Genomic DNA, 26,869 nt, shown 5'->3' on the forward strand with positions numbered 1-26,869 from the left:
TTTGTCGTTACTTCGCCCAGGCGCTGCGGCGCCCACGTCCAAGCACCATGGAACTGCCCAAGCTCACTCCCGGAAAACGCTTCACCCTGCCCCGCCCCGTGGGCAGCGCCGACGCCCTGCTGCTGGCCCGCCTGGGCGAGCGCGAGAAGGCTGCAGGCCGGGTGACGGCCATCGTCACGGCCGACGCCTCGGATGCCCAGCGGCTGATCGACGAGATGGCCTTCTTCGCCCCGGGCCTGCGCTGCGCGCTCTTCCCCGACTGGGAGACCCTGCCCTACGACAGCTTCTCTCCCCACCAGGACCTGATCAGCGAGCGCCTGGCCACGCTGTGGCGCATCAACCAGCGCGACAAGGAGCATGGCGCCGACGTGGTGCTGGTGCCCGCCACCACGGCGCTGTACCGGCTGGCGCCGCCCTCCTTCCTGGCCGGCTACACCTTCGAGTTCAAGAGCGGCCAGAAGCTGGACGAGGCCAAACTCAAGGCCCAGCTGACCCTGGCCGGCTACCAGCATGTCTCCCAGGTGGTCAGCCACGGCGAGTACGCGGTGCGCGGCGGCCTGATCGACCTGTTTCCCATGGGCTCGCTGCAGCCCTACCGCGTGGATCTGTTCGACGACGAGATCGACTCCATCCGCACCTTCGATCCCGACACCCAGCGCAGCCTCTACCCCGTGCCCGAGGTGCGCCTGCTGCCCGGCCGCGAGTTCCCCATGGACGAGGACGCGCGCGCCAAGTTCCGCCAGCGCTGGCGCGAGCTGCTGGAGGGCGATCCCACGCGCAGCCGCATCTACAAGGACATGGGCCAGGGCATTGCCACGGCCGGCATCGAGTACTACCTGCCGCTGTTCTTCGACGAAACGGCCACCGTGTTCGACTACCTGGGCGCCGATGCCACCGTGGTGATGCATGGCGACCTGGAGCCGGCCTTCCAGCGCTTTTGGCAGGACACCAAGGAGCGCTTCCGCCTGGTGCAGGGCGACCCCGAGCGCCCGGCCCTGCCGCCCGAGGTGCTGTTCCTGTCCGCCGACCAGTTCTACACGCGCGCCAAGGAGCACGCCCAGCTCGCGCTGCGCCCAGGCACCGAGGACGTGGCCGACAGCGCCATCTTCCAGAAGCTGGAGGACCTGTCCGTGGTGCGCGGCGCGGAAGACCCGCTGGCGCGCCTGCAAAGGCACATTGCCAGCAGCTCCCACCGCATCCTGCTGCTGGCCGAGTCCGATGGCCGCCGCGAAAGCCTGCTGGACTTCTTCCGCGCCTCGGGCGTGAACCCGCCGGTCTTCGACTCGCTGGCCGAGTTCCAGGGCGATGCGGGCGAGAAGGTGGGCATTGCCACGGCCGGGCTGATGAACGGCTTTGCCTGGGTGGAGGAAGGCCTGGACTTCGTCACCGAGACGGAGCTGTTCGCCACCAGCCCCACGGGCCGCAGGCGGCGCCGCCAGGAGCAGGTCAGCGATGTGGAGGCGCTGATCAAGGACCTGTCCGAACTCAAGGTGGGCGACCCCGTGGTGCATTCGGACCACGGCATCGGCCGCTACCAGGGCCTGGTCAACATGGACATGGGCCAGAAGAACCCTGACGGCACGCCGGCCGTGCAGGAGTTCCTGCACCTGGAGTACGCGGGCAACGCCGTGCTCTACGTGCCCGTCAGCCAGTTGCAGCTGATCAGCCGCTACACGGGCGTCTCGCCCGAGGACGCGCCGCTGCACAAGCTCGGCGGCACGCAGTGGGAAAAGGCCAAGCGCAAGGCGGCCGAGCAGGTGCGCGACTCGGCAGCCGAGCTGCTGAACATCTATGCACGCCGCGCCGCACGCCAGGGCCATGCCTTCCGCTACTCGCCCCAGGACTACGAGCAGTTCGCCAACGACTTCGGCTTCGAGGAAACGGCGGACCAGCGCGCCGCCATCCACGCCGTGATCCAGGACATGATCAGCCCTCAGCCCATGGACCGCCTGGTCTGCGGCGACGTGGGCTTCGGCAAGACCGAGGTGGCGCTGCGCGCGGCCTTCGTGGCCATCACGGGCGGCAAGCAGGTGGCCTTCCTCGCGCCCACCACGCTGCTGGCCGAGCAGCATTACCAGACCCTGGTGGACCGCTTCTCCAAGTGGCCGATCAAGGTGGCCGAAGTCTCGCGCTTTCGCTCGGGCAAGGAGATCACGGCGGCCGTCAAGGGCATTGCCGATGGCTCGGTGGACATCGTCGTGGGCACGCACAAGCTGCTGTCGGAGTCCACGCAGTTCAAGAACCTGGGCCTGCTGATCATCGACGAGGAGCACCGCTTCGGCGTGCGCCACAAGGAAGCCATGAAGGCCATGCGCGCCGAGGTGGACGTGCTCACGCTGACGGCCACGCCCATCCCGCGCACCATGGGCATGGCGCTGGAAGGCCTGCGCGACCTGTCCGTCATCGCCACCGCGCCCCAGCGGCGCCTGGCCATCAAGACCTTTGTGCGCAACGAGGGCACGGGCGTGATCCGCGAGGCCGTGCTGCGCGAGCTCAAGCGCGGCGGCCAGTGCTACTTCCTGCACAACGAGGTCGAGACCATCGAGAACCGCAAGCAAAAGCTCGAGGAAATCCTGCCCGAGGCACGCATTGCCGTGGCCCACGGCCAGATGCCCGAGCGCGAGCTCGAACGCGTGATGCGCGACTTCGTGGCCCAGCGCTACAACATCCTGCTGTGCTCGACCATCATCGAGACCGGCATCGACGTGCCCAGCTCCAACACCATCCTCATCAGCCGCGCCGACAAGTTCGGCCTGGCCCAGCTGCACCAGTTGCGCGGCCGCGTGGGCCGCAGCCACCACCAGGCCTATGCCTACCTGATGGTGCCCGACCTGGACAGCCTGACCAAGCAGGCCCAGCAGCGGCTGGAGGCCATCCAGCAGATGGAGGAACTGGGCTCGGGCTTCTACCTGGCCATGCACGACCTGGAGATCCGCGGCGCCGGCGAGGTGCTGGGCGAGAACCAGAGCGGCAACATGATGGAGGTGGGCTTCCAGCTCTACAACGAGATGCTGTCCGAGGCCGTGCGCAGCCTCAAGGCCGGCAAGGAGCCCGACCTGCTCAGCCCGCTGTCGGCCTCCACCGACATCAACCTGCACGCGCCGGCCCTGCTGCCCAACGACTACTGCGGCGACGTGCACCTGCGCCTGTCCTTCTACAAGAAACTGGCCACGGCCCGCACCAGCGACCAGATCGACACCCTGCTCGAAGAAATCGTGGACCGCTTCGGCAAGCTGCCGCCCCAGGCGCAGACGCTGATCGACGTGCACCGCCTGCGCGTGCTGTCCCAGCCCTACGGCGTGGTCAAGGTGGATGCGGCGCCCGGCGTCATCAACATCACCTTCAAGCCCCAGCCGCCCGTGGACCCGATGGCCATCATCCACCTCATCCAGAAGAACAAGCACATCAAGCTGGCCGGCAACGAGAAGCTGCGCATCGAGCGTGCCCTGGACAACCCCAAGGACCGCGCCCAGATGGTGCGCGACGTGCTGCGCAGCCTGGGCCAGCCGCTGGTGGAAGCGAAGGCAGCCCAGCCCGCATAGAACGCGTCGTTCCAGCCATGTTCCTCGAAACGAGCATCGCCCTGCTGGCCCTGGCCACCGCGCTGTGGCTGCGCCCCTGGCGCATGCTGGCCGGCCACACCGGTCCGGGCGGCCCGCTGGACCGCATGGCCTCGCCCCTGGTCACGCCGCTGCTGGGCGTGCTCGTGCTGCTGCCCTGGATCTGGGCCCTGCCCACGCTGCACCGCATGCCGCTGCAATTGCAGTGGTCATCGGCGCCGCTGGTGGTGCTCATGCTGGGCTGGCCTCTGGCCGTGCCGCTGCTGCTCGTTGTGGGTGGCCTGGCCGCCCTGCTGTCGCCGGCCCTGGGCTGGGGCGACGCGCTGGGCATCGCGGTCTGGCAGGGCATCGTGCCCGCCACGCTGGCCATGCTCTGGGGCGCGGCGCTGCGGCGCTGGCTGCCGCACCAGATCTTTGTCTTCATTCTTGCGCGTGGCTTTGCGGGCACGGTGCTGTGCGTCTTCATCGCCGCCCTGCTGGCCCAGGCGGCGGGCCACGCGCTTCCTGGTGTCAACGAGGATCTGTCACGCATCGCGCGCTGGCTCATGGCCTGGGGCGATGCCGTGGTCACCGGCATGGTCACCGCCATCTTCGTGGTGTTTCGCCCCCAATGGCTGGCCACCTGGTCGGACGCCATCTACCTGCGCCAGCCGCCCGCAGCCTGACGGCAGGCCCGCCACTGGATATGATTTGCGCCTGTTTCCCGCCAGCCCGGCGGCCCGTCCCCTTTTTGCTGCCCCACCCATGACCGATGTCACCGAATTCGCGCCCGGACTGCTGATCCGCGGCATCCAGCCGCCACTGAAGCTGGCCGACTACAAGCTCATCGCGTTCGACATGGACTCGACGCTGATCACCATCGAGTGCATCGACGAAATCGCCGATGCCACCGGCAAGAAGGCCGAGGTCTCGGCCATCACCGAAGCCACCATGCGCGGCGAGATCACCGACTTCAAGGACAGCCTGCGCCAGCGCGTGGGCAAGCTGGTCGGCGTGACCGAGGCCGACATGGCCCGCGTGCTGGCCGAGCGCCTGAAGCTCTCCCCGGGCGCCGAAACCCTGGTGCGCGCAGCCCAGGCTGCGGGCCTGAAGGTGCTGCTGGTCTCGGGCGGCTTCACCTACTTTGCCGAACATGTGCGCGGCATGCTGGGCATCGACTTCGTGCGAGCCAACGTGCTGGAGATGCGTGACGGCGCGCTGACCGGCGGCCTGATCGAGCAGCCCTGGGGCGACATCTGCGACGGCGCCGAAAAGCGCCGCACCCTGCTGGAGGTCGCCTCGCTGCTGGGCATTCGCCCCGACCAGTGCATCGCCGTGGGCGACGGCAGCAACGACATTCCCATGATGCAGGTCGCAGGCCTGTCCGTGGCCTACCACGCCAAGCCGCGCGTACGCAACGAAGCCAAGGTCTCCATCACCGAAGGCGGCCTGGACCGCCTGCTGGAAGTCCTGCGCTGAAAACGGGCGGCAGGGCGCGCGCAGGCCGCTGCGCCGCTCCGCAATCAATAGCTGAGAATGTTCTGTGGGCTTGCTTTTCCGGCAAGCCCCAGTCTTTTCTACAATGCTTCACGCAGCCCCATAGGCCACAGCCCCAGCGCCGGGTGGCCCACCTACAACAGCAGGCTGCACGCCGGCGCATCCGCGCGCCGGTGCTTGGAATCTCCTCCCCCATCCCCATGTGACACACAAGGCCGCAGGCCTGCCCGCATACGGGCAGCCTGTGGCGCGCCGACCGGCGCGGGCCCGCCTGCGCCGACCGTGTACATGACCACCATGATTGGAAAAAACTCCGTGAAGACTTCGTTCCGCGCCACTGCCTCCGTGATCGCCCTGGCCATTGCATCGCTGACCGTGCCCACGCTGGCCCAGGCCAAGCGCATGGGCAGCGGCGGCAAGTCCGTGCGCCCGGCGTCGATCGGCAAGGCCCCCGCTCAGCCCGCAGCGCCTGCGGCACCCACCGCCAGCAAGGCGGCGACTCCGTCCACCCCCGCCGCACCGGCCGCGCCTGCAGCCCCGACAGCTGGGGCCGCCCCCGCTGCGGCAGCCCCCGCTGCTGCTGCACCTGGCGCGGCTGCCGCTCCCGCAGCACGCGGCTCCGGCATGATGGGCACGCTGGGCGCCGCTGCCGTGGGCGCCGTGGCCGGCTCCATGGCCGGCAATGCGCTGGCTGGCGCCATGACCCCTGAAAAGGATGCGGCCGCCAAGGAAGCCGAAGCCAAGGCCAAGGCAGCTGAAACCGAGGCAGCCGAGCTGCAGCGCAAGGCCGACGAAGCCAAGGCCAAGGCCGACGCTGCACGCGCCGCCGCCAAGTAAGCCGCCTGCGTTTTCCCCCGGAAAGGCCGCGCCCGTCGCGGCCTTTTGCTTTGTAGGGCGGCCGTTTCAGCGCGGCCCGGCGCGCAGCGGCTGCAGCAGGTGCGACAGGCCGTTGTGGTCCAGCTCCTGCATCAGCGCCAGCAACTGGCCCAGCTCTCCCTTGGGGAAGCCTTCGCGTGCAAACCAGTTCAGATAGTTGCCGGGCAGATCGGCGATCAGCCGGCCCTTGTACTTGCCATAGGGCATGTGCACCTGCACCAGCTTTTGCAGCATTTCGGAGTCCATGGCGGCGATGGTACGCGCTGCGGCATCGCAAGAATCCGCATAAAAAGCCAAAGCCTTATAACCAAATAGCAAAATTGTTCATTGCGGCCGCTGGCGCCGCACTAGACTATGCGCCTGCCTGCCGTACCGCCCGATACAGAACCACTCCACCGGGCCTGCGGCGTTTTTGCAACCCGTTGAAGAAAGTCCTCCGGTCATGTTGAAGAAAGCCCTCTCCGCAATCGCGATTGCCACGCTGGCCCTGACGGCCCAGGCCGCCGACGTGCTCAAGGTCGGCGCCACCGCCGTGCCCCATGCAGAAATCCTCAACCATGTGAAGCCGGCCCTCAAGGCCCAGGGCATCGACCTGCAGATCAAGGAATTCAGCGACTACGTGCAGCCCAATGCGGCCGTCGAGGACAAGCAGCTGGACGTGAACTTCTTCCAGCACCAGCCCTATCTGGACAGCTACAACAAGGACCGCAAGACCTCGCTGGTGGCCGTGCCCAATGGCAAGGTCCACGTGGAGCCCTTCGGCGGTTACTCGCAGAAGATCAAGAACGTGAAGGATCTGAAGGACGGCGCCACCATCGCCATCCCCAACGACCCCTCCAACGGTGGCCGCGCCCTGATCCTGCTGGCCAAGCAGGGCCTGATCGAGCTCAAGGACCCCAAGAGCCTGACCCCCACGCCGCTGGACGTGGCCAAGAACCCCAAGAAGCTCAAGTTCAAGGAACTCGAAGCCCCGCTGCTGCCACGCGCACTGGCTGACGTGGACCTGGCCCTGATCAACACCAACTACGCCATCGAGGCCAAGCTCAATCCCACCAAGGATGCGCTGTTCATCGAAGGCTCCGATTCGCCCTACACCAACATCGTGGTCTCGCGCCAGGACCGTGCCAACGATCCCAACATCGCCAAGCTGATGAACGCGCTGCACACGCCCGACGTGAAGAAGTTCATCCTCGAGAAGTACAAGGGCGCTGTCGTTCCTGCGTTCTGAGGCGCAGGGAATGCAGCCGGTCGGCTGCATCCTGTCTCCGCAAAAAAAGCGCTGCCTCGGCAGCGCTTTTTTCATTTCCCCTCCCTGGTATCGCCACTCAACCTGCAGGCGTCACCTCGGCCGGCGCCTTGGCCGCCGCAGCGGGCCGCGTGATGGCGCTGCCCATGGCCGCGCCCATGATGCAGGCGATGGCCAGCCACTGGGTCCCCACCAGGTGCTCATGCAGCAGCAGCATGCCCATGAGGGCGGCAATCGCAGGCTCCGTGGCCAGGGCAATGCCGAAGGTGGCCGGTGGCAGGCGGCGCAGGGCCATCATCTCCAGCGTATAGGGCAAGGCGCTGGAGATGGCCGCCACCACCAGACCGAAGGCCAGGATGGACGGCTGCAGCAGCTTGGCCCCCGCTTCGGCCACGCCGAAAGGCACCACCACCATGGCGGCGAACACCAGGCCCAGCGACACGGCCTGGCCGCTGGGAATGCTGCCCAGGCGCTGCCCCAGCAGGATGTACAGCGCCCAGCAGATGGCAGCGCCCACGGCGCAGGCAATGCCCACGGGCTCCAGCACCAATCCGCCCGCGCCGGCGCCCCCTATCGGCAAAATCAGGGCCAGCCCCGCCACGGCCAGCGCCAGCCAGACAAAGTCCACCGGCCGGCGCGAGTGGTAGATGGCCACGGCCAGCGGACCGGAGAATTCGATGGCCACGGCCAGGCCAAAGGGAATGGTGCGTAGCGCCATGTAGAACAGCAGGTTCATGGCGCCCAGCGCCACGCCGAAACGCAGCAGCGCCCAGGCCTGGGGGCGGGCCAGCGTCCAGCGCCAGGGCCGCCAGATGGCCACCAGGATCAGCGCGGCAAAGCCCACGCGCAATGCCGAAGTGCCCTGGGCGCCCAGCACCGGAAAAAGCTGCTTGGCAAGAGAAGTGCCCACGCCCAGTGCCGTGACCGAGCCCAGCACGGCCAGCAGGGGCCAGGCGCGGTTCCATGTGGTGTTTGTTGTCATGGCCCGTACGATATTGCAGGCCAGCGATGCAAAAGGCTCGTTTTGGGGCCTCTTCGCGCAATATTCGCTCTTTCCGACCGCCTCGCACCCGTTTTCTGCCCCTCCCCCATGCCCGCCATCACACTCGATACTTTTGACCGCGCCATCCTCGACGTGCTCCAGCGCGACAACCTCACGCCGCAGCGCCTCATTGCCGAGCAGGTCCACCTTTCGGCACCGGCCGTGCAGCGGCGCATACGGCGCCTGCAGGAGCTGGGCGTGATCACGGCCAACGTGGCCGTGGTCGATCCCGTGCGCACGGGGCGCCCGCTCACCGTGCTCATCAACGTGCAGCTGGCCAACGAGCGCCCGGACCTGTCCCTGGCCTTTCGCGCGCGCGTGGCGCGCGAGCCCGCCGTGCAGCAGTGTTACTACGTGACCGGGGAAGCCGACTATTCATTGATCGTCACGGCTGCCGATATGCAGGAGTACCAGGCGCTGGCGGCGCGGCTGTTCTCCGGAGACGACAACATCCGGCGCTACACCACCTCGATCGCTCTGGAACGCATCAAGACCGGGCTGCAGTTGCCGATGGCAGAACACAAGCCCGACAATGAAACAAGTTGACACAACCTAGACATACACCAGGAGACTGCTTTGAGCGCACCTTCACCGGACAGCATGGCCCGCCTCGTCGCCACACGCACCCTCGACAAGTACGAGCGTGACTACTATCCCAAGCGCGACCGCATCACCATTTCCTTCCGGGGCGACCTGGCCGAGCAATACAACTACGACAAGATCCAGCCCTTGTCCGAGGCCCAGCGTCATGGCCACAAGGTCGTCATCGAGGCGACCAGCCAGAAAACCGGCGCCACGGGCCACTACTGCATCGAATGCAACAGCTGGAACCTCATCGAGGCCGTGGGCACCTGGGCGCCCGGCGAGGAAGCCCCGGCCGCAGACTGATCTGCGCCGTCAGCCACCTGCCGGTGCCAACGCGCTGCCAGCCACCCACCAGGCCAGCGCCAGCATCATCACGCCCGTGAGGCCATCGAGAACGCGCCAGGCCTGCGGCTTCTCGAACAGGCGCTTCATGCGGCGGCCCGCAAAGGCCAGCGCCACGAACCACGACAGGCTGGCCGATGCGGCGCCCACCACATAGACCCACTTGAGCACGCCTTCCTGGCGCGCGCCGATGGAGCCCATGAGCAGCACCGTGTCCAGATAGACATGGGGGTTGAACAGGGTGATCACGGCCAGCGTGGAGACCACGCCCAGCAGGCCACGCGGGGCCAGTTGCCCGCCCGATGCCGCCAGTTGCGCATCGGGCGCCATGGCCATGCGCCACAGCGCGATCAGCCCATAGGCCAGCAGGAACAGGGCGCCGCCCAGCGTCAGGTAGCGGGCCAGGTCGGGGTTGTCGCCCAGCAGCCGGGCCATGCCCGCCACGCCCAGGCCGATGAGCACCACGTCGCTCACCACGCACCAGGCCACGCAGGCGCGCACATGCTGGCCTTGCACGGCCTGGCGCAGCACATAGAGGTTCTGGGCGCCGATGGAGACGATGAGAGACAGGCAGACCGTGAAGCCCGCCAGCCAGGAAGAAGAAACATTTGCATTCCACATGGCCGGGATTGTCTGGCCGGCAAATGGTTAAGTAAAATTACATTTACTCAACCAAATGAAGAATATCTAAATGCTCGACTACGCCGGACTCGAGGCCCTGGCGGCCGTGGTGCGCGAAGGCAGCTTCGAGCGCGCGGCGCGCAAGCTGCATGTCACGCCCTCGGCCGTTTCCCAGCGCATCAAGCTGCTGGAGGAGCGTGTGGGCCAGGTGCTGGTGCTGCGCGGCCAGCCCTGCTCGGGCACCGATGCGGGCCGCAGGCTGTGCCTGCACCTGGAGCAGGTGGCCCTGCTCGAAAACGATCTGCGCCGCAAGAACCCGGAGCTGGTCCCCGAGGGCCAGACCGCCCTGCCCACGCTCAAGCTGGCCGTCAATGCCGACTCGCTGTCCACCTGGTTCATGGATGCCATGTCCGCCTTCACGCGCGACGGCAACGAGCTGCTGGACATCAGCATCGACGACCAGGACCACACGGCCAAGCGCATCCGCGAGGGCGAGGTGCTGGCCGCCGTCACGGCCACTTCCTCGGCCATTCCCGGCTGCAATACCTGGCCGCTGGGCCGCATGCGCTACGTGGCGGCGGCCAGCCCCGACTTCATCCGCCGCTACCTGAAGGACGGCATCACGCCCGAGGCCATGGCGCGCACGCCCATGATGAGCTACGGCCGCAAGGACAGCCTGCAGGACCAGTGGCTGCAGCGCCTGGGCGCAGAGGGGCGGCGCAACACCCCGCGCCACTTTCTTCCCTCCAACCAGGGCTATACGCGGGCCTGCGAGCTGGGCATGGGCTGGGGCATGCACCCGCCGCTGATGATCGGCGCGCAGCTGGCCGAAGGCAGCCTGGTGGAGCTGCTGCCCGGCAACGACCTGGACATTCCCATGTACTGGGCCCATGCGCGCAATGCGCAGGCCAGCCTGCAGCGGCTGACGGACTGCGTGATCCAGGCGGCAGCCGCCTGTCTTGACCCGATGGAGTGAGGGGGCCATCGACGCCCCCCTCTTTCCCCCTCGCCCACTCCGCCGAATCCACCTCCCCGGCCAATGCGTTTTTGCCGGCCCGGGATCATCGCAATACCGGAAAAAACAGGTCTTCCATTCATTGAAGCCGCTGAAATACCGGCGTCATCAGATAATCCCGCGCACGCCCGGAAAATACAAACAGGAACAGTCCTAGAAATCAAATAGGAGCATTCCTATAAGGCAGATACAAGCGTCCCGGGGGGCAAAAAGAAGGACTCAGATTTTCTGAAAAGCCTTGACATCATTTGCAGTGAGCCTAGAGAATTCGCGGGCCTCAAGGCAATTTCATAAAGCCGCCACTCTTTTTGAAAATCACGCAGGCAATAGACGCGCCTCGAAATACTTGCCATATCCAGGAAATCGTCATCTCCGGCAATTCCTCCATTGCCGGATATTCAGGATTCGCCTATGAACACCACAGGAATACACAGGGACGAATACACGGGTCAGACAATGCAGGAGTACTCCTTCGCTTTTCATTTGCGCATTCCATTCATTGCGCATGCGGCATGCCAGCGGCGCCGCGAAGCCGGCGGCATGCCTGCGCCGCCCGCAGGGCGCCACCAGGGCTTCACCCTGGTGGAGATCATGGTGACCCTGGCCGTGATGGTCATCCTGCTGGCCATTGCCGCCCCCAACATGAACGACATGGTGCAGGCCAGCCAGCAGGAGTCCGCACTGATGCGCCTGTCCGCGGCCCTGCGCATGGCCCAGCACGAGGCGGGACGACGCAACCAGCGCATCACCATCTGCCCTGCCAGCGCGGGCCGCAAGGCCTGCAGCGACACCGCCATCGGCAGTGGTCCCTATCAGGGGCTCCAGGATTGGTCCGGCGAGCTGATCGCCTTCAGCGACGGCAGCACCCCCCGCGTGATCGACGAGGACGATCAGGTCCTCAGGGTGTTTCCCAGCGTGCGCAGCGTGGATCTCTTCGCCTGGTATCCGACGGGCGGCCAGGGCATGAAATCGGCGGGCCACGCCGTACACGCGCTTCCGGACGGGCAGATCTGCTGGCCCACGGCCCGCCAGGGCGCACCGGGCGCCGAGCAGGTCCACCGCGTGGCCTACCCCTGCAACCCGGACGTGACCTTCACGGCCTGCCCGAGTCGCGCCCGGCACCTGCCCGCCCGCCATATCGCCATGTATGCCGGTGGCCTGCAGGACCTGGCGCCGCGCGACCCGCTGCCCCGCGCCTCTGGCAGCAGCAAGCCGCCAGCCATAGGCTGCGCCGCCAGCCTCTGAACACAAGCGAGGACTTCGCATGGACAGGAAGGATCCACACCCCGCTCCCACCCCCGCCGCAGCTGCGGCATCGCAGGCAGGCTTCACGCTGGTGGAGGTCATGGTCACCCTGGTGGTCATTTCCGCCGGCCTGCTGGGCACCCTCAAGGGGCTCTATCAGAACCTGGGCGACCTCAATGCCTCCTACCAGCGCACGGCGGCCGTGCAAAAGGCCGCCGAGATGGTGGAACGCCTGCGCGCCAACCGCCGGGGCGCACTGGCAGGCGACTTCGACGGCGGTGGCGGCACCGCGCCCAGATCCTGCAGCGACCCTGGCGAAGGCGGCGACGACAAGGCCCATGCCCAGTACCGGCTGTGCCTGTGGCAAAGGGACCTGGGCAACGCCCTGGCCCAGGGCCAGGGCAGCGTCAAGACTGCCGAAGGCAAGACCCTCATCACCGTGACCTGGAGCCATCCCCGCAGCGGGGATGGAAACCCCGAAGAACACAGCATCGAGGTCATCCCATGAGAGATCGGCTGGCATCCCGTGGCCCGCAGCAGGGCCTGACCCTGGTGGAACTCATGGTGGCGGTGGTCATCGCCCTGTTTCTCCTGGCCGCCTTGGCGGGACTGTATGTGAACGCAAGAGGCCTGCTGCGCCATGAAAATGCACTGGCGCGCATGCAAAGCGATGCACGCCTGAGCTTTGGCGTGATGGGCCAGGCGGTGCGCAATGCGGGCTTCACGGGCTGCAGCACGGCCTTGAGCAAGGTTCCCCCCTTCATCGCCGAGCCCCTGAGGCTCGGGCGCCACTGGAATCTGCTGGACCCCATAGGCATCCGGCGCGGACAGGCACAGGATGGTTGGACCAGTTTCGCGGAAGATGTCCCTGCCCAGGCCAGCGCCCGGTCGGACGTGCTCAGGACCGCGGGCACGGGCACGCACAAGAGCAGCCAGCAACTGAGCGACAACGATGTGGTCGTCGCGACCGATTGCTCGCAGACCTACATTTCCCGCCGGGTGCTCCTGGATACCTGCATCCAGCCCCCGCCCGGATCGGGAATTTCCGGCTTCTCTCCGGACCGTGGCGCCTGCGGCCTGACGCCCCTCAAGCGCGATGCACGCGTGCTGCCCGCAGTCAATGACTTGTTCTTCATCGGGCGGCTCAAGGACGGCAGCGCCACCGGCCTCATCCACTGCTCCAGCAGCCTGATCGATCCCAAGCCCGAGCAAGGCAAAGCCAATAACCTGAGCTGCCGCATGCTGGCCGAAGGGGCCGTGGATCTCAAGATCGAGGCCATACACGGCCAGCCCTCGGCCGCCGTGCAGCAAAAGGCTCCCGGCAACAGCGTATGGAACAACACCGGCTCCGGCCTGGCCGGCAGAGCGACGACGCCGGGCCCGACTCCGCCGCCACCGCCTCCTGCCGTGCGCGCCGTGGAAGTGCGCCTTCTCATGGCCTCCGCGCCTGGCATGGGTGCGCTGCTGCACGCACCCCAGAGCTACACCTTCTATCGCGACAGCAACGGCGCTCCCCAGCGCACCACCGCAGCCGATCGGCGGCTGTACCGTGAATTCAGCGCGGTCTTCACGCTGCGAAACCGGGTGGAATGAGCATGGCAAGGACACGGACACAAACACGGACACAGGGCGGCCTGGCGCTCATCACCACCATGATCATCATGATGGCCCTGGTGATGCTGTCGCTGGCCGCCATGAACATGGGCCTGCTGCAGGGCCGGTCCACGGGCAACCGCAACGACTGGCACATCGCCTTCCAGGCCGCCGAGGCCGCGCTGCGCGACGGAGAGCAGGACATCACCACCCGCAACCCGGCCCTGGAGGCCTTTGACGATGCCTGCACAGCGGGCCTGTGCCTGCCCAGGGAAGACGGCAGCTCGTGGTCCGAGGCGCTCATTGCCCAGGACACGCTGGGCGTGGCGCTGGGCACGCACACCGGGCAGACCGCCCCCGGCCCCCAGGGAGCACCGGCACCGCGCTACCTCATCGAGCGGCTGGAGACCCCTGCTCAAAGCGTGGTCGTGCAGGGCTATGGCGCCGACCAGGGCCGCCCTCCCGTCTTTCGCGTGACGGCCATCGGCATGGGAGCGGCCCGGCGCGCCGATGGCAGTCCGGCCTCGCGGGTGGTGCTGCAAAGCATGTACATCAATTGAAGGAAAGACCATGCGCAAACTCCCTCTGCAAAAGCCCAGCACCCCCCTCTTGCCGGCGGCAGTGGCGATGCTGCTGCTCGCCTGCATGGCCGGCCCCCGCGCGCAGCAGCCTCCGGCACCGGTGCGCCCCGTGCCCCTGAACATCTCACAGGTGCCCCTGATGGCCACGCAGAACGCCACGCCCAACGTGCTGCTCATCATGGACAACTCCAACAGCATGGACGAGGCACCCAACGGCTGGGCCGTGGGCAGCGACAGTGCGAACAGCAAGTCCGAAATCGCCCGCACCGCGGCCCGCACCATCATTGAACGCCACCAGGGGCGCATGAACTTGGGCCTGATGGCCTACCAGCAGAACGACCGCGTTGACATCACCAGCCTGGGCAACTCGCTGTACGACGTCAGCTACAACCCCAGGCACTGGAACCGGGACTGGGAAGGCTCGCGCGCCAGCCCCGACAACAAGCGCTTCCGCCTCCCCAACCCCAACGACCCTGGGCGCTTCATCCACTTCAACGTGGCCTTGCCGATGTACGGCCTCGGCAACACGGCCGCCCACTGCTTTTCCGCCACAGCCAACGCCGCGGCCACGCCCGCCAATCCCGACGGCTTCCGCACAACCGAGACACCCGATGGCACCTGGGACCGCTATGCCTGCTTCCGCAGCAAGATAGGTACCGACAATGTCACCGGTGCCAACGACACCGACATTGCGGGCTATCGCGATTTCTGGTTCAGGGGACCTTTCGAGGCCACCGACTCCGACTTCGCCCAGGGCATCTTCGACTTCGGCAGGCAGATGTTCCTCACGCCCATAGGCTCGGCCTGGTTCAGCAACGGGTGGCGCAATGACGGTTCCCGCCGCTTTCCAGGCCGCGGCTTCCTGCACCAGCCCATCCGGCCGCTGGACGGCGCCCACAGGGCCGCGCTGGATCGCAAGCTGGCCACCTCGCAGTTTGTGGTCAACGGGCCGACCAATCCCGCCCTGCCCCTGCAGAACGCGGGCAGTACGCCGCTGGAGGGCACGCTGCTGACGGCGCTCGACTACTTCCAGGGCGAGGGGGGCAGTTGGCGCGATGCGGCAGAGGGCTATGTGCCCGCCTGCTATCCGCTGCCCCAGTCCTGCGGCCGCAACTTTTTGGTGCTGCTCACCGACGGCCTGCCCTCGACCCGGCCCGACGGCACCATCATCCAGGACATGGCGGGCGGCCTGCGCCAGACGGCAGAGGCCGCGCGGCGCCTCAGGCAAGAGGCCAACGTGGAGACCTTCGTCATCGGATTCGCCCTGCCCTTCGGCACCAATCCCGAGCAATTGAACGAGGTGGCCGCCGCCGGGGGCACGGAGCGCGCCTTCGCGGCCAACGACCCCGCGACCCTCGATACCGCCATGCAGGCGATCTTCGCCGACATCGCCGCCCGCTCCTCCAGCGTGGCCGCCGTGGCGGCCAACTCCACCAACGTGTCCAGCAGCACCAGGATCTACCAGGCCCGCTTCGATCCCCGCGACTGGAGCGGCACGCTGTCAGCGCACAGCATCACAGGCACTGCGGTGGCCGAACAGGCGCAGTGGGAGGCACGCATTCCTGCGACACGCCGCATCCTCAGCTACCGGCCCGACACGCGCCAAGGCGTGGCCTTTGCCTGGGATGCACTGAACCCCGAGCAGCAAAGGCAGATCGGATCGCCCGACGTGCTGGCCTACCTGCGGGGCAGCCAGGCGCAGGAAGCGCCCCGTGGACCCCTGCGCAGGCGCACCAGCCTGCTGGGCGACATCGTCAACTCGGCCCCGGTGTATGTGGGCGCGCCCGAGATGCCCTACACCGAGGCCTCCTACCGCGAATTCCGCAAGGCACGGGCCGATCGCCGCAAGATGGTCTACGTGGGAGCCAACGACGGCATGCTGCATGCTTTCGACGCGGATACGGGGCAGGAGCTCTTTGCCTATGTCCCCTCGACCGTGATCCCCCACCTGCGCCAGCTGTCCGATCCGAACTACCGCCACCGCTTCTACGTGGACGGCTCGCCCATGGTGTCCGATGCCTTCATCGGCGGCCGGTGGCGGACCATCCTCGTGGGGGGTCTGGGCGCAGGGGGCCAGGGCGTGTACGCGCTGGACATCACCGATCCCGATGCGATCACCGAAGCCGCCGCCAAGGACGTCGTGCTGTGGGAGTTCGGCGACCGCGACCGGCGCGCACCGGGCAGCAACCGACCGGCCGGTTTCGATATGGACATGGGCTTCAGCTTCGCGCAGCCTTCCATCGCCAGGACACGGGCAGGCTGGATGGCCCTGTTCGGCAACGGCTACAACAATGTGGAGGCGGACGGCGCGGCCAGCGCCAGCGGCAATGCCGTGCTGTACGCCGTCAACCTGGAGACCGGCGCGCTGCACAGGAAATGGGACACTCGCCGAGGCGTGCAAGACAGCACGCGCAGGTGGCCCAATGGCCTGAGCACGCCGGCTGCCGTGGACCTGGATGACGACGGGCTGGTGGACCGCGTCTATGCGGGAGACCTGCAGGGCAACATGTGGCGCTTCGACCTCATGGCCGCGAGCGGGGACGGGGGCGGGATCGTGCCGTCGGTCAACGGCACTCCTGCACCGATGAGCACCCCCTGGGGCGGCAGCTTCCACGGGCAGCCCATCACCACGCGGCCCGAGGCCAAGATCAGCCACGGCACGCTGCAATCGCACGTGCAGCTGCTGTACGGCACGGGCAAGAGCTTCGAGGTCGGCGACCATGACGCTGCGGCCCCGGCCTCCGCATCCCAGTACTTCTTCAGCCTGCTGGACGAAGGCGCCGGGGGCTCCTCCGCAAGCCACAGCGTGCTGAAGGTCACCAGTGTCGACGCCGGCGCCGCCAACGGCGATGGCCGCACCACGCAGATGTCCCTGCGGCTGATCTCCGACGGCCGCCCCGGCAACAGGAACTGGATCATGCCCCTGGCCGACGCGGGCGAGCGCTTGATCACCCATCCCATGCTGCGCCGCGACCGCATCATCTTCACCACGGCCGTGCCCAGCACGCAGATGTGTACGGCAGGCGGCCATAGCTGGCTGATGGAACTCTCCCTGGACGGCCAGGGCGCGGAGAAGTATGCCGACGGCCTGTTCGACATCAACGGCGACGGTACGGTGGACGGCAGCGACCGCTACGGCGACAACGGCCGCGCCACCGGGGGGGCGCGGCTGGAGGGCATCAGCTCGCAGCCCGCCATTCTGAACAACGGCAAGCAGGAAACCAAGGTCATGAACAGCACCGCAGGCCTGCAGTCGCTGGCCGAAAGCAAGGGGCCGCTGAGCAACAGGCGCATTTCCTGGCGCGAGGACACCCCGGCCGACATCCATCCGCTGGGCCTGGACTGACCATGGGCATGCAGAACAACCCGTTGCCGACGCCCGGCCGCCGCCGGGCGGCACGCGGCTTCACCCTGATCGAGCTGATGGTGGTGGTGGCCGTGATCGGCATCCTGTCGGCCATCGCCTATCCCAGCTATGCCGAATACCTGCGCAAGTCCCGCCGCACCGATGGCAGACGCGCCTTGCTGGAGGCCGCAGGCGCCATGGAGAAGTACTTTTCCGCCAACCTGACCTACGAGGGTGCGACGCTGGGGGGCACCGGCGTCTATGCCAGCCGATCTCCCGACGGTTTCTACGAACTGTCGCTGAGCCCTGACCCCACCGCATCGAGCTACACCCTCATTGCCTCGCCGCTGCGAAGCCAGCTCAGCGACAAATGCCATACCTTCACCTACGACCACCTGGGCGTGGGTGGGGTCCGCAAGGGCACCCTGTCTGCGCGCGATTGCTGGTAGGAGCCGCGCAGCTTGCCCCGGCAGCCGCGCTCAGGGTTCGCTGCCCGGCCCAGGGCTGGGGACCGGCGCCCCGGGCCCGGCAGGTTCCGGCCGCTGTATGGTGCGCACAGCCGCGCGCACGCGGGTCAGGGTGTGGAAGTCCAGCAGGCTGGTGGCCATGATGGTTTCCCAGAGAAAGCAGGCCAGGGCCGAGAGAAACATCAGCACGCCGAACAGAAAGCCCAGCACCGCATAGCCATGGCCGTTGATGCCGTAGGCCTCGCCCAGGAACAGCAGGGCAATGGTCAGGCCGATGCAAAAGCCGCACACGGTCAGCAGCCCTATGCAGACATTGGCCAGCCGGCCGCGCTTGCGCAGAAAGTGCAGTTCCGTGAGGCTGCGCGCGATGAAGTCCTCTTCCTGCGGGTTGCGCAGCAGTTCTTCCAGCTTGCGCGCGCGGTCGATGATGCGGGCCAGCCGCCCGGCCACGGCGCCGATCATGCCGGCCACGGCCGTCAGGAAGAACACCGGCGCCAGCGCCAGCTGGATGCTGTGGGTGACGGTATCGGCGTCTAGCGACCAATTGATCATGCGGTCCTCTGCGTGCTTTCTGTTGTCTGGTGCGGCCATGCTGCCGTGTTTTCGCGCGGACAGTATTGTGGCCGCAAGCGGGGGCGGCAAGAAGCCATGTCGCCAGCTTTTGGCATTCAGCGGGCCGGTGGCGCTGGCAGCATCTGCCGGCACAGCGACAGCATCTCGGTCAGCAAGGCGGGCGCCTGGTCACGCCGGCAGACCACGCCCAGCGGCGCCAACCTGCCCGTCAGCCGCACATCGAGCCGGCATACGCGCGCATGGGTCTGCAGGCCCGGCGCAATGCTCAGTGGCACCAGGGCCACGGCGCCGGGCTGGCTCAACAGGCCCTCCAGTATCGGCAGGGAAACGGTGGAGACGGGAAACCAGGGCGCATCGGGCAGCGCCTGGAGCACCTCGGCCTCGAAAATCCCGCGCACGGCGATGTTGGCCGTGGGCAGCACCCAGCGCGCGCCGGTCAAGGCCTGCAGCGGCACGTCACGGCGCCCGGCCAGTGCATGCGAGCGTGCGGCCACCACCACGGCCGTGTCGGCCAGCAGCGGCTCGAAGACGAAGGGGCCGGGCAGCAGCGCCGGCTCGCGGCAGAACACCGCGTCCAGCCCGCCGCCCAGCAGCTGGGACAGCAGCCGGGTGCTGGCGTCTTCGTGCACATCGACATGCACCTCGGGATGTTCGGCATAGAACCGCGCCAGCAGGGGCGAAAGAATGGCCAGGGCTGCCGCCGGAATGGCGCCCAGGCGCAGCGCGGCCGCGGCGCCCCGGCGAATGGCAGCCAGCGATTCCGCCACCTCCTCCAGCGCGGCCAGCACGCCGCGCACCGTGTCCACGAGGGTCTGGCCGGCCAGCGTGGGGCGTATGCCGCGCGCATGCCGCTCGAACAGGCGGATGTCCAGCACGCGCTCCATCTCGGCCAGCGCCTGGGTGGCGGCCGACTGGCTCATGTGCAGCGTGGCGGCGGCCTGCACCACCGAGCCGCATTGCTGCAGCGCCACCAGCAGTTGCAGCTGGCGCAGGCGCACATGCTTGGTCAGGCGCGAATACAGCAGCCGCCCCTGGGGCGTGGCCGCATCGTCCAGGCCGTCGCGGTCATCGAAGTCATTGCTCATGGGAGTCTCAGTGTTTTCCCCAGGCAGGCCCTGGCGCGCCACAGGCGGCGCAGGGCAAGCTATCGGAACGGCTTATAGCTTGGCACAAATACCGTGGCCCACGCGGGCGGCAGGATTTCTATAGTCGCCTGCATCGGGAGCCCGCGCGGCCCAGGCCTGCGGCTCCTTCCCCCGTAGATGGAACCCATGCCATGCAAGCCAAACCCCTATTTCAGCTGCCGCGGCGCACCCTGCTCTCGCTGGGCACGTCCGGTCTTGCCGCCGTGTTGTGCGGCCTCACTCTGGCCCACACAGCCTCCACGGCCCATGCGGCCGACGCCTATCCGAACAAGCCGGTCAAGCTCATCGTGCCCTTTGCGGCAGGCGGCTCCACCGACATCGTTGCGCGCGTGATCGCAGAGGGCCTGCGCAGCACGCTGGGCCAGCCCGTGGTGGTGGACAACAAGGCCGGCGCTGGCGGCCTGATCGGCACCGAAAGCATGGCCCAGGCCGCGCCTGACGGCTACACCATCGGCATGGCCACGGTGAGCACGGCCACCATCAATCCCTCGCTGTACACGCGCGCCGCCAAGCTGGAAGGCAGGCTTTTGCCCGTGGCCAATCTGGTAACCATGCCGTCGGTCTACATGGTCCACCCCAAGATGGGCGTCAAGGATTTCCCGGGCTTTCTGGCCAGGCTGCGCGCCCAGCCCGGCGCCTACAGCGCGGGCGTGCCGGGCCTGGGCACGCTGGGCCATCTGATGGTGGCGTCCTTCAACGAGACCATGAAGACCCAGGTGCAGATCGTGCCCTACCGCGGCAACGGGCCGGCGCTCAACGATGCGCTGGCCGGCATGGTGCAGGTGATGACCGACCAGCTGCCTTCGGCCATGCCCCAGATCAAGGGCGGCAAGCTCATCCCCGTGGCGCTGTCGGGCGACAGCCGCTCGCCCGACCTGCCCGATGTGCCCACCTTCAAGGAGCTGGGCTACGCGCAGCTCAACGACCTGGGCATCAGCTGGTTCGGGCTGGTCGTGCCGGCCGGCACGCCACCGGCCATCGTCCGGCAGTTGCAGGATGCGTCGGTGAGGGCCGTGCGCCTGCCCGAGGTGCAAAAGCACCTGAAGCTGCTGGGCGCCTCGGTCACCGAGATGGACCAGGCCCGCTTCCCCGCCCAGATCGCCAGCGAACTGCAGCGCAACAAGGCGCTGCTGGACAAGGCAGGAGTGAAACCGGAATGAGCGCAGTCGAGCATCTCCAGGACTTCTTCCAGCAGCAGTCCCCGCGCATGGCGGCCCTGGCCGACATCATATGGTCCCTGGCCGAGCTGCGCTATGCAGAAACCGCTTCTGCCCGGCTGCACATCGATGCGCTGGAGCAGGCCGGGTTTCGCATCACGCGCGGCGTGGCCGGCATTCCCACGGCCTTCCTGGCCGAATGGGGCGACGAGGGCCCGGTGCTGGCCTTCCTGGGCGAGTACGACGCGCTGTCGGGCCTGAACCAGCAAAGCGGCGCCCTGGTCTGCACGCCTTCCACCGACAGCCCGGGCCTGGCGGGCCACGGCTGCGGCCACCATCTGCTGGGCACCTCGGCGCATTTCGCGGCCGTTGCGCTGCAGGAGCACCTGCGCCGCAGCGGTGCCAAGGCACGCGTGCGCTACTACGGCTGCCCGGCCGAGGAAGGCGGATCGGGCAAGACCTTCATGGCGCGCGCCGGGGTCTTCGACGATGTGGACGCGGCGCTGACCTGGCACCCGGCCAGCTTCACCGGCGTGTTCAGCCAGAGCACGCTGGCCAACATCCAGGCGAAATTCATCTTCCACGGCAAGGCCGCGCATGCCGCGCATTCCCCGCACCTGGGCCGCAGCGCGCTCGACGCCGTGGAGCTGATGAACGTGGGCGTGAACTACCTGCGCGAGCACATGCCCACCGATGCGCGGGTGCACTACGCCATCACCGACTCGGGCGGCCTGTCGCCCAACGTGGTGCAGGCGCGCGCCGAGGTGCTGTACCTGGTGCGGGCCGCACGCAACCACGAGGCGGCAGCGCTGTACGAGCGCGTGCAGAACGTGGCACGCGGCGCCGCGCTGATGACGGATTGCCGGCTGGAGATCGTCTTTGACAAGGCCTGCTCCAACCTGCTGCAGAACCGCACGCTGAACCAGGTGATGTATGCGCAGATGCAGGCCCTGGGCCCGCTGCACGTGGACCCCGGACTGCATCGCCTGGCCGGAGACTTCCAGGCCACGCTGGACAGCAACGACGTGGACCAGGTCAGCCGCCCGCTGGCCAGCGTGCTGCGCGGCAAGGTGCCAGCCGTGTTCGAAGGCCTGGCACCCTACGATCCTGCCGTGGAGGACACCCTGTTCGGCTCCACCGACGTGGCCGATGTGAGCTGGATCACGCCCACCGTCCAGGCCTGGGTGGCCTGCTACGCCTTCGGCACGCCGCTGCATTCCTGGCAGATGGTCTCGCAAGGCCAGTCCGGCTTGGCCCACGCAGGCATGGTGCGCGCCGCCCAGGTGCTGGCGGCCACGGCCATCGCCTTGCTGGAGCAGCCCGAACGCATTGCCCAGGCCAAGGCGGAGCTGCTTGAGCGCCGCGGCGGCCGACCCTATGCGTGCCCGATTCCTGCGGAGGTGCCCTTGCCGTTCATGCGGGGGTGATGGGCTTGGCTCGCCCTGGATGATCGACTCCTACCCCATGACCAGTTCCCGGGCTTGCCGGGGCTTGCCCCTTTGCGCTGCCGCAAACCCACCCCGCCGCCGCGTTGACCCATCACAAGCCCTCCGCGCCAGGCCACGGCGATAGTTGGATCGGGACCCTACCGATACCAACAAACCACAGGAGGACTTGTGAAGCTGATGATTGATCTTTTTTCCACCGACTACGGCCTGATGAGCCTGGGCGCCATCGTCTTCATGCTGATCATGGCGGGCTTTTTCCTGCGCCTGTTCCTGGGCAAGATGAAGCACGTGGCCAACAAGCCGCTTGAATGAAGAAATGCCCAGGCAGGGGCTGGCCTGGGCATTCGCACGCAGCAGCCCTGCGCACTCAATAGTGCGGGGGCAGCTCGTCGCGCAGATTGGTCGCGCCGCCGGCGGGTCCGCCTTCGGGCACCCGGCGGCGCAGGTCGCGCAGCTCGTCAAGCAGCCGGTCGATCTGCTGCTGCTGGCGGTAGATGGTCAGGTTCAGCTGCTCCAGCAGGTCTTCGGTGTAGCTGGCCTTGATCTCCAGCTCCATCACGCGCGCCTGCAGGGCACCGGCGTCTGCGTGCCCGCCGCCGTGTTCTGCGTCGTCAGCCACGCTCATGCCTTGAGCGCCTGGGCCAGGCGGGCGATGCCTTCGCGGATCTTGTCCTCGTCAGCCGTGGCGAACGAGAGCCGGAAGCTGGTGGCATCGGGGTTTTGCGCAAAGAACGGCGCACCCGGCACAAAGGCCACGCCCTGGGCAATGGCCCGCTTGGCCAGCTCACCGGCATCGGCCAGCGCGCCGCCCTTGCCGGTCAGGCGCACCCACAGGAACAGGCCGCCCTGGGGCTGCAGGAATTCCACGGCATCGCCGAGGTGCTCGCGCAGCGCATCGCCCATGGCCTTGGCGCGGCGCGCGTAGACCTCGCGCACATGGGCCAGCGTGGCGGGCATGGCGCCGGACTTCAGGTACTGCGCGGCCGTGGCCTGGGCAAAGGTGCTGGTGTGGGCATCGCTGAACTGCTTGCACATCACGGCGCGGCCCAGCAGCTCGGCCGGGGCCACCAGCCAGCCAATGCGCAGGCCGGGGCTGAGCACCTTGCTCAGCGAGCCGCAGTGCGCCAGCCAGTCGCGGCTGCCGGGCACCTGGCTGGACAGCGCCAGCAGGCTGGGCGGAGGCGCTTCGCCAAAATACAGGTCACCGTAGGGATCGTCCTCCACCACCAGGGTCTGGTACTTGACGGCCAGCTCCAGCACCTTCTTGCGGCGCTCCAGGCTCAGCATGGCGCCGCTGGGGTTGCCGAAGGTGGGGATCAGGTAGACCAGCTTGGGGCGGTGCTCGGCAATGAGTTGCTCCAGCGCATCGACCTGGGTGCCTTCGGCGTCGATGGGTGCGCTGATGACTTCGGCGCCGTACAGGCGGAAGCACTGGATGGTGGCCAGGAAGGTCGGGCCTTCGACGATGACCTTGTCGCCGGGGTTGATCATGGTCTTGCCCAGCAGGTCCAGCGCCTGCTGGCTGCCCGTGGTCACCACCAGTTGCTCGGGGGCCAGCTCGCGCACGCCCTTGGCGGCCATGAAGGCGGCGATCTGCTCGCGCAGCGGCTGGTAGCCCTCGGTCGCACCGTACTGCAGCGCGGCGCCCGGCTCCTGCTGCAGAGCAGCCTGGGAGGCGGCGCTGATGCCAGCCACGTCGAACATGGCGCTGTCCGGGAAACCACCCGCAAAGCTGATGATGCCGGGCTTGCCCAGCAGCTTGAACAGCTCGCGGATGGCGGAGGTTTCTACGTTGTTCAGACGGTCGGCGAATTGCATGGGCAGGAGTCTCTTTGTCGGTGCAATGAAAAGGCGAAGCCTGCATTGTCGCCAATCCTGCCGCAGCTTTCCTGCACGATTAGAAGCCCCCTGAGTCGATTCGCGCCCTGCCCCCTCTCTCCCGGAAGGCAGCTGCGTTCAATCCACCTTGATGTCGGCTCTGGCGGCCACGGCGCGCATTTGCGGCAGTTCGCGCTCTATGCGCTCCTGCAGCGCGCTGGCCGGACCCCATGCGGGCGACAGGCCGATGTCCACCAGCTTCTTCTTCATGGCCGGCTCGGCCATGGCGTCGGCCAGCGCCTTTTCCAGCTTCTTCTGGATGGGTGCGGGCAGGCCGGCCGGGGCGAGGAAAGCAAACCAGGTGTCCATGGCAAAGCCCGGGTAGCCGCTTTCGGCCACGGTGGGCACCTGGGGCAGCAGGGCCAGGCGCTGGGGGCCCAGGGCTGCGATGGGACGGATCTTGCCGGCCTTGATCAGCGGCGTGGTGGCCACTACCGTGTCCACGGCCACCTGCACCTGGCCGCCCATCAGCGCGGTGAGGCTGGGCGAGCTGCCATTGAAGGGCACATGCACCATGCGCATGCCCGTGGCGGTCTTGAGCATTTCGCCGCCGAAGTGCACCGAGGATCCCGTGCCGAAGGAGCCGTAGGACAGCTTGTCGGGGTCGGCCTTGGCCAGGGCCACGAGTTCGGGCAGCGTGCGTGCAGGCGTTTCGTTATGGGCCACCAGCACCAGGCCCATGTCGGCCACCAGCCCCAGCGGCGTGAAGCTGCGCAGCGGGTCATAGGGCAGCGGGTTGCGGATGGCGGGGTTGAGCGTCAGCGTGGTGCTGGCGCCCAGCAGCAGCGTGTAGCCGTCGGGCGGCGCCTTGGCCACCAGTGCGCCAGCCACCACCGTGCCTGCACCGGGGCGGTTTTCCACGACCACGGGCTGGCCCAGCCGTTCACCCAGCGAAGTGGCCAGCAGCCGGCCCAGGATGTCGGTGGCGCCGCCCGGCGCAAACGGCACGACCAGCTTGATTGGACGATCCGGGTAGGACTGGGGCTGGGCTTTGGCTGCGGGCAGCGCAAGTGCCGTGGCACCGGCCATCAGACACGACAGAAAACGGGAACGGGACAAGGCCATGGCGCGGATCTCCTGGGGGACGAGGGAACGGGAACCTGGGAAAACTCGATGCAGCGGTTTCAGTCGAGCAGCGGGCTGCGCACGCGCGAGAAGCCGCCGGCCTGGTCATAGGCATGGCCGATCTGCAGCACGGCCAGATCGGCCTGCGCCGGGCCGATGATCTGCAGCCCGGCAGGCAGCCCCTGCGGCCCGAAGCCTGCGGGCGCGGCCAGGGCCGGCAAGCCGGCCATGGTGGCGGGCACCACGGTCTGCATCCAGCGGTGGTAGGTGTCCATCTCGCGGCCGCCCACGGCATGCGGCCAGTCCAGCGCCGCATCGAACGGGAAGACCTGGGCGGAGGGCAGCACTAGAAAGTCGTAGCTGTCGAACAGGCGGCGCAGGGTTTCGTACCAGGCCGAGCGCACACGCGCCGCGTCATAGACGGCCATGGCCGGCAGCGCCAGGCCGCGCTCGATTTCCCAGAGGGCCTCGGGCTTGAGCAGGGCATGCGTGACCGGGTCGCGGTACAGGGCGGCGTTGGCACCGGCCACGCTGAAGCTGCGCAGGTCGATCCAGGCGCGCCACAGGCGCTCGAAGTCGAAGGCCGGCACGGCCTCTTCCACCGTGCAGCCGATGGTCTTGAAATGCCGCAGCGCCGCACGGCAGGTCTCCAGCAGGCCGGGCTCGGTGGGCAGGTGCCCGCCCAGGTCCCCCAGCCAGCCGATGCGCAGGCCCTTGCAGTCGCGCTGCAGCTGCGCGGTCCAGTCCTTGGGCGGCTCGCTGCGGCGGGTCAGCGGCAGGCGCGCATCAAAGCCTGCCTGCACGGACAGCAGCAGGGCCAGGTCGGGAATGTCCCGCGCCATGGGGCCGGCCACGCTGAACCGCTGGAAGAACAGCTCTTCCGACGGGCCATGCGGCACGCAGCCCACCGAGGTGCGCAGTCCGTAGACATGGTTGAAGGCGGCCGGCGTGCGCAGCGAACCCATCATGTCCGAGCCATCGGCCACGGGCAGCATGCGCAGCGCCACGGCCACGCCGGCTCCGCCGCTGCTGCCACCTGCCGAGCGCGAAGGATCGAAGGCATTGCGCGTGGTCCCGTAGACCGGGTTGTAGGTATGGCCGCCCAGGCCGAACTCGGGCGAATTGCTGCGCGCCACAAACAGCGCACCGCCTGCGCGCATGCGCTCGAACACCACGCAATCGGTCTGCGAGACCTGGCCTGCGAAGATGGGCGATCCCTTGGTCGTCACCATGCCGGCCGCCGGCATGATGTCCTTGGGTGCCTGGGGAAAGCCGTGCAGCGGCCCCAGGCTCTGCCCGCGCGCCAGCAGCGTGTCCAGCTCGCGGGAGCGGCCGCGCAGCCAGTCGCGGTCCAGCGGAGACACCAGCGCGTTGACCACGGGGTTGAGGCGGTCGATCTGTGCGCAATAGGCATCCAGCACCTCCACGCAGGACAGATCGCGGCCCTGGATGGCCTTCGACAGCGCGACGGCCGACATCTCCACAACGCCACCACCCCCGGTGGCCAGGTCCGGCTGCTGCGTTGCAGTGCTTGCGTTTAACTCCATGGATTTCCTCGTTTTTGTGACAGAACGAAGTCAGCATAAGCAGGCGAAATTATTTCGACAA

Annotated in this window: 26 protein-coding genes; 17 read left to right on the top strand and 9 right to left on the bottom strand. The window is 67.6% G+C overall.

The features are described 5' to 3' along the window. Positions 1–47: 47 nt before the first annotated feature. The 4 genes from mfd (at position 48) to KDK82_RS14295 (ending at position 5,873) form a co-directional block, all read left to right on the top strand. Positions 48–3,542 (top strand): transcription-repair coupling factor, encoded by a 3,495-nt coding sequence (gene mfd, locus KDK82_RS14280; RefSeq protein WP_088165261.1) that lies wholly within the window; start codon positions 48–50, stop codon positions 3,540–3,542. Between the two features lie 17 nt (positions 3,543–3,559). Continuing rightward, positions 3,560–4,225 carry a hypothetical protein gene (locus KDK82_RS14285; RefSeq protein ID WP_088165262.1) on the top strand — a complete coding sequence of 222 codons (666 nt, stop codon included), beginning with the start codon at positions 3,560–3,562 and terminating at the stop codon, positions 4,223–4,225. A gap of 79 nt (positions 4,226–4,304) precedes the next feature. Next, positions 4,305–5,018 (top strand): phosphoserine phosphatase SerB, encoded by a 714-nt coding sequence (serB, locus tag KDK82_RS14290; protein WP_012204694.1) that lies wholly within the window; start codon positions 4,305–4,307, stop codon positions 5,016–5,018. A 306-nt stretch (positions 5,019–5,324) separates the two neighbouring features. After that, on the top strand, positions 5,325–5,873 hold the full coding sequence (locus tag KDK82_RS14295; RefSeq protein WP_088165263.1) for an ABC transporter substrate-binding protein: 549 nt from the start codon (positions 5,325–5,327) through the stop codon (positions 5,871–5,873). 66 nt (positions 5,874–5,939) lie between these two features. On the opposite strand, the gene KDK82_RS14300 is transcribed toward KDK82_RS14295, so the two are convergent. Continuing rightward, a complete protein-coding gene (locus KDK82_RS14300) occupies positions 5,940–6,158 on the bottom strand; it encodes a DUF3820 family protein (protein WP_063326593.1) in 219 nt (72 codons plus the stop codon). Between the two features lie 196 nt (positions 6,159–6,354). Here KDK82_RS14300 and KDK82_RS14305 point away from each other — a divergent pair, with 196 nt between their 5' ends. Further along, complete coding sequence (locus tag KDK82_RS14305) at positions 6,355–7,140, top strand: MetQ/NlpA family ABC transporter substrate-binding protein (RefSeq protein ID WP_034391882.1); 786 nt, start codon at positions 6,355–6,357, stop codon at positions 7,138–7,140. Between the two features lie 97 nt (positions 7,141–7,237). Here the strand turns inward: KDK82_RS14305 and KDK82_RS14310 are convergent, their stop codons facing one another. Further along, the gene (locus KDK82_RS14310; RefSeq protein ID WP_034391880.1) at positions 7,238–8,140 is read right to left on the bottom strand and encodes an EamA family transporter; all 903 of its coding nucleotides are present in this window, start codon (positions 8,138–8,140) and stop codon (positions 7,238–7,240) included. A gap of 108 nt (positions 8,141–8,248) precedes the next feature. Here KDK82_RS14310 and KDK82_RS14315 point away from each other — a divergent pair, with 108 nt between their 5' ends. Together KDK82_RS14315 and KDK82_RS14320 are read left to right on the top strand one after the other, a co-directional pair. After that, positions 8,249–8,746 carry an Lrp/AsnC family transcriptional regulator gene (locus KDK82_RS14315; protein WP_088165264.1) on the top strand — a complete coding sequence of 166 codons (498 nt, stop codon included), beginning with the start codon at positions 8,249–8,251 and terminating at the stop codon, positions 8,744–8,746. Positions 8,747–8,776: 30 nt separating this feature from the next. Continuing rightward, complete coding sequence (locus KDK82_RS14320) at positions 8,777–9,088, top strand: hypothetical protein (protein ID WP_034391877.1); 312 nt, start codon at positions 8,777–8,779, stop codon at positions 9,086–9,088. Positions 9,089–9,097: 9 nt separating this feature from the next. Here the strand turns inward: KDK82_RS14320 and KDK82_RS14325 are convergent, their stop codons facing one another. Beyond that, the gene (locus KDK82_RS14325; protein WP_088165265.1) at positions 9,098–9,748 is read right to left on the bottom strand and encodes a LysE/ArgO family amino acid transporter; all 651 of its coding nucleotides are present in this window, start codon (positions 9,746–9,748) and stop codon (positions 9,098–9,100) included. Positions 9,749–9,818: 70 nt separating this feature from the next. On the opposite strand from KDK82_RS14325, the gene KDK82_RS14330 reads away from it, so the two are divergent. From KDK82_RS14330 to KDK82_RS14360, 7 genes are all read left to right on the top strand, one after another. After that, positions 9,819–10,724, top strand: a complete 906-nt coding sequence (locus KDK82_RS14330) for an HTH-type transcriptional regulator ArgP (protein WP_012204684.1) — start codon at positions 9,819–9,821, stop codon at positions 10,722–10,724. 450 nt (positions 10,725–11,174) lie between these two features. After that, on the top strand, positions 11,175–12,008 hold the full coding sequence (locus KDK82_RS14335) for a GspH/FimT family pseudopilin (RefSeq protein WP_080736830.1): 834 nt from the start codon (positions 11,175–11,177) through the stop codon (positions 12,006–12,008). A gap of 19 nt (positions 12,009–12,027) precedes the next feature. Further along, a complete protein-coding gene (gene pilV / locus KDK82_RS14340) occupies positions 12,028–12,516 on the top strand; it encodes a type IV pilus modification protein PilV (protein ID WP_051940613.1) in 489 nt (162 codons plus the stop codon). Then, positions 12,513–13,601: a PilW family protein gene (locus KDK82_RS14345; protein WP_088165266.1), complete on the top strand. Its 1,089-nt coding sequence runs from the start codon at positions 12,513–12,515 to the stop codon at positions 13,599–13,601. Before pilV ends, KDK82_RS14345 begins: the two co-directional genes overlap by 4 nt. A 2-nt stretch (positions 13,602–13,603) precedes the next feature. Beyond that, on the top strand, positions 13,604–14,161 hold the full coding sequence (locus tag KDK82_RS14350) for a PilX N-terminal domain-containing pilus assembly protein (protein ID WP_179217907.1): 558 nt from the start codon (positions 13,604–13,606) through the stop codon (positions 14,159–14,161). A 10-nt stretch (positions 14,162–14,171) separates the two neighbouring features. Next, positions 14,172–17,528 (top strand): PilC/PilY family type IV pilus protein, encoded by a 3,357-nt coding sequence (locus KDK82_RS14355; protein WP_179217908.1) that lies wholly within the window; start codon positions 14,172–14,174, stop codon positions 17,526–17,528. 2 nt (positions 17,529–17,530) lie between these two features. Then, entirely contained in the window at positions 17,531–17,977 is a 447-nt protein-coding gene (locus tag KDK82_RS14360; RefSeq protein WP_306417377.1) for a type IV pilin protein, read from the top strand. A 30-nt stretch (positions 17,978–18,007) separates the two neighbouring features. Here KDK82_RS14360 and KDK82_RS14365 read toward each other — a convergent pair whose 3' ends face one another. Together KDK82_RS14365 and KDK82_RS14370 are read right to left on the bottom strand one after the other, a co-directional pair. Further along, positions 18,008–18,547 (bottom strand): DUF2721 domain-containing protein, encoded by a 540-nt coding sequence (locus KDK82_RS14365; protein WP_088165539.1) that lies wholly within the window; start codon positions 18,545–18,547, stop codon positions 18,008–18,010. A 116-nt stretch (positions 18,548–18,663) separates the two neighbouring features. Continuing rightward, a complete protein-coding gene (locus KDK82_RS14370; RefSeq protein ID WP_063326597.1) occupies positions 18,664–19,653 on the bottom strand; it encodes a LysR family transcriptional regulator in 990 nt (329 codons plus the stop codon). 191 nt (positions 19,654–19,844) lie between these two features. On the opposite strand from KDK82_RS14370, the gene KDK82_RS14375 reads away from it, so the two are divergent. The 3 genes from KDK82_RS14375 to KDK82_RS14385 all read left to right on the top strand — a co-directional run bounded on the left by KDK82_RS14375 (position 19,845) and on the right by KDK82_RS14385 (position 22,630). After that, positions 19,845–20,873, top strand: a complete 1,029-nt coding sequence (locus KDK82_RS14375) for a tripartite tricarboxylate transporter substrate binding protein BugE (RefSeq protein WP_088165269.1) — start codon at positions 19,845–19,847, stop codon at positions 20,871–20,873. Then, the gene (locus tag KDK82_RS14380) at positions 20,870–22,297 is read left to right on the top strand and encodes a M20 family metallopeptidase (RefSeq protein WP_088165270.1); all 1,428 of its coding nucleotides are present in this window, start codon (positions 20,870–20,872) and stop codon (positions 22,295–22,297) included. Before KDK82_RS14375 ends, KDK82_RS14380 begins: the two co-directional genes overlap by 4 nt. 198 nt (positions 22,298–22,495) lie before the next feature. Beyond that, positions 22,496–22,630, top strand: a complete 135-nt coding sequence (locus KDK82_RS14385) for a DUF3149 domain-containing protein (RefSeq protein ID WP_012204679.1) — start codon at positions 22,496–22,498, stop codon at positions 22,628–22,630. 55 nt (positions 22,631–22,685) lie between these two features. On the opposite strand, the gene KDK82_RS14390 is transcribed toward KDK82_RS14385, so the two are convergent. From KDK82_RS14390 to KDK82_RS14405, 4 genes are all read right to left on the bottom strand, one after another. Further along, complete coding sequence (locus KDK82_RS14390) at positions 22,686–22,943, bottom strand: SlyX family protein (protein WP_088165271.1); 258 nt, start codon at positions 22,941–22,943, stop codon at positions 22,686–22,688. After that, positions 22,940–24,136, bottom strand: coding sequence for a PLP-dependent aminotransferase family protein (locus KDK82_RS14395; RefSeq protein ID WP_088165272.1), 1,197 nt, complete (start codon positions 24,134–24,136; stop codon positions 22,940–22,942). The genes KDK82_RS14390 and KDK82_RS14395 overlap by 4 nt, the downstream gene beginning before the upstream one ends. A 138-nt stretch (positions 24,137–24,274) precedes the next feature. After that, entirely contained in the window at positions 24,275–25,261 is a 987-nt protein-coding gene (locus tag KDK82_RS14400) for a tripartite tricarboxylate transporter substrate binding protein (protein ID WP_065346291.1), read from the bottom strand. A 59-nt stretch (positions 25,262–25,320) separates the two neighbouring features. Continuing rightward, the gene (locus KDK82_RS14405; protein WP_088165273.1) at positions 25,321–26,808 is read right to left on the bottom strand and encodes an amidase; all 1,488 of its coding nucleotides are present in this window, start codon (positions 26,806–26,808) and stop codon (positions 25,321–25,323) included. Between the last annotated feature and the right edge of the window lie 61 nt (positions 26,809–26,869).

This window comes from Delftia sp. K82, assembly GCF_002193035.1.
In the GTDB taxonomy this organism is placed as follows: Bacteria; Pseudomonadota; Gammaproteobacteria; order Burkholderiales; family Burkholderiaceae_C; genus Comamonas; species Comamonas acidovorans.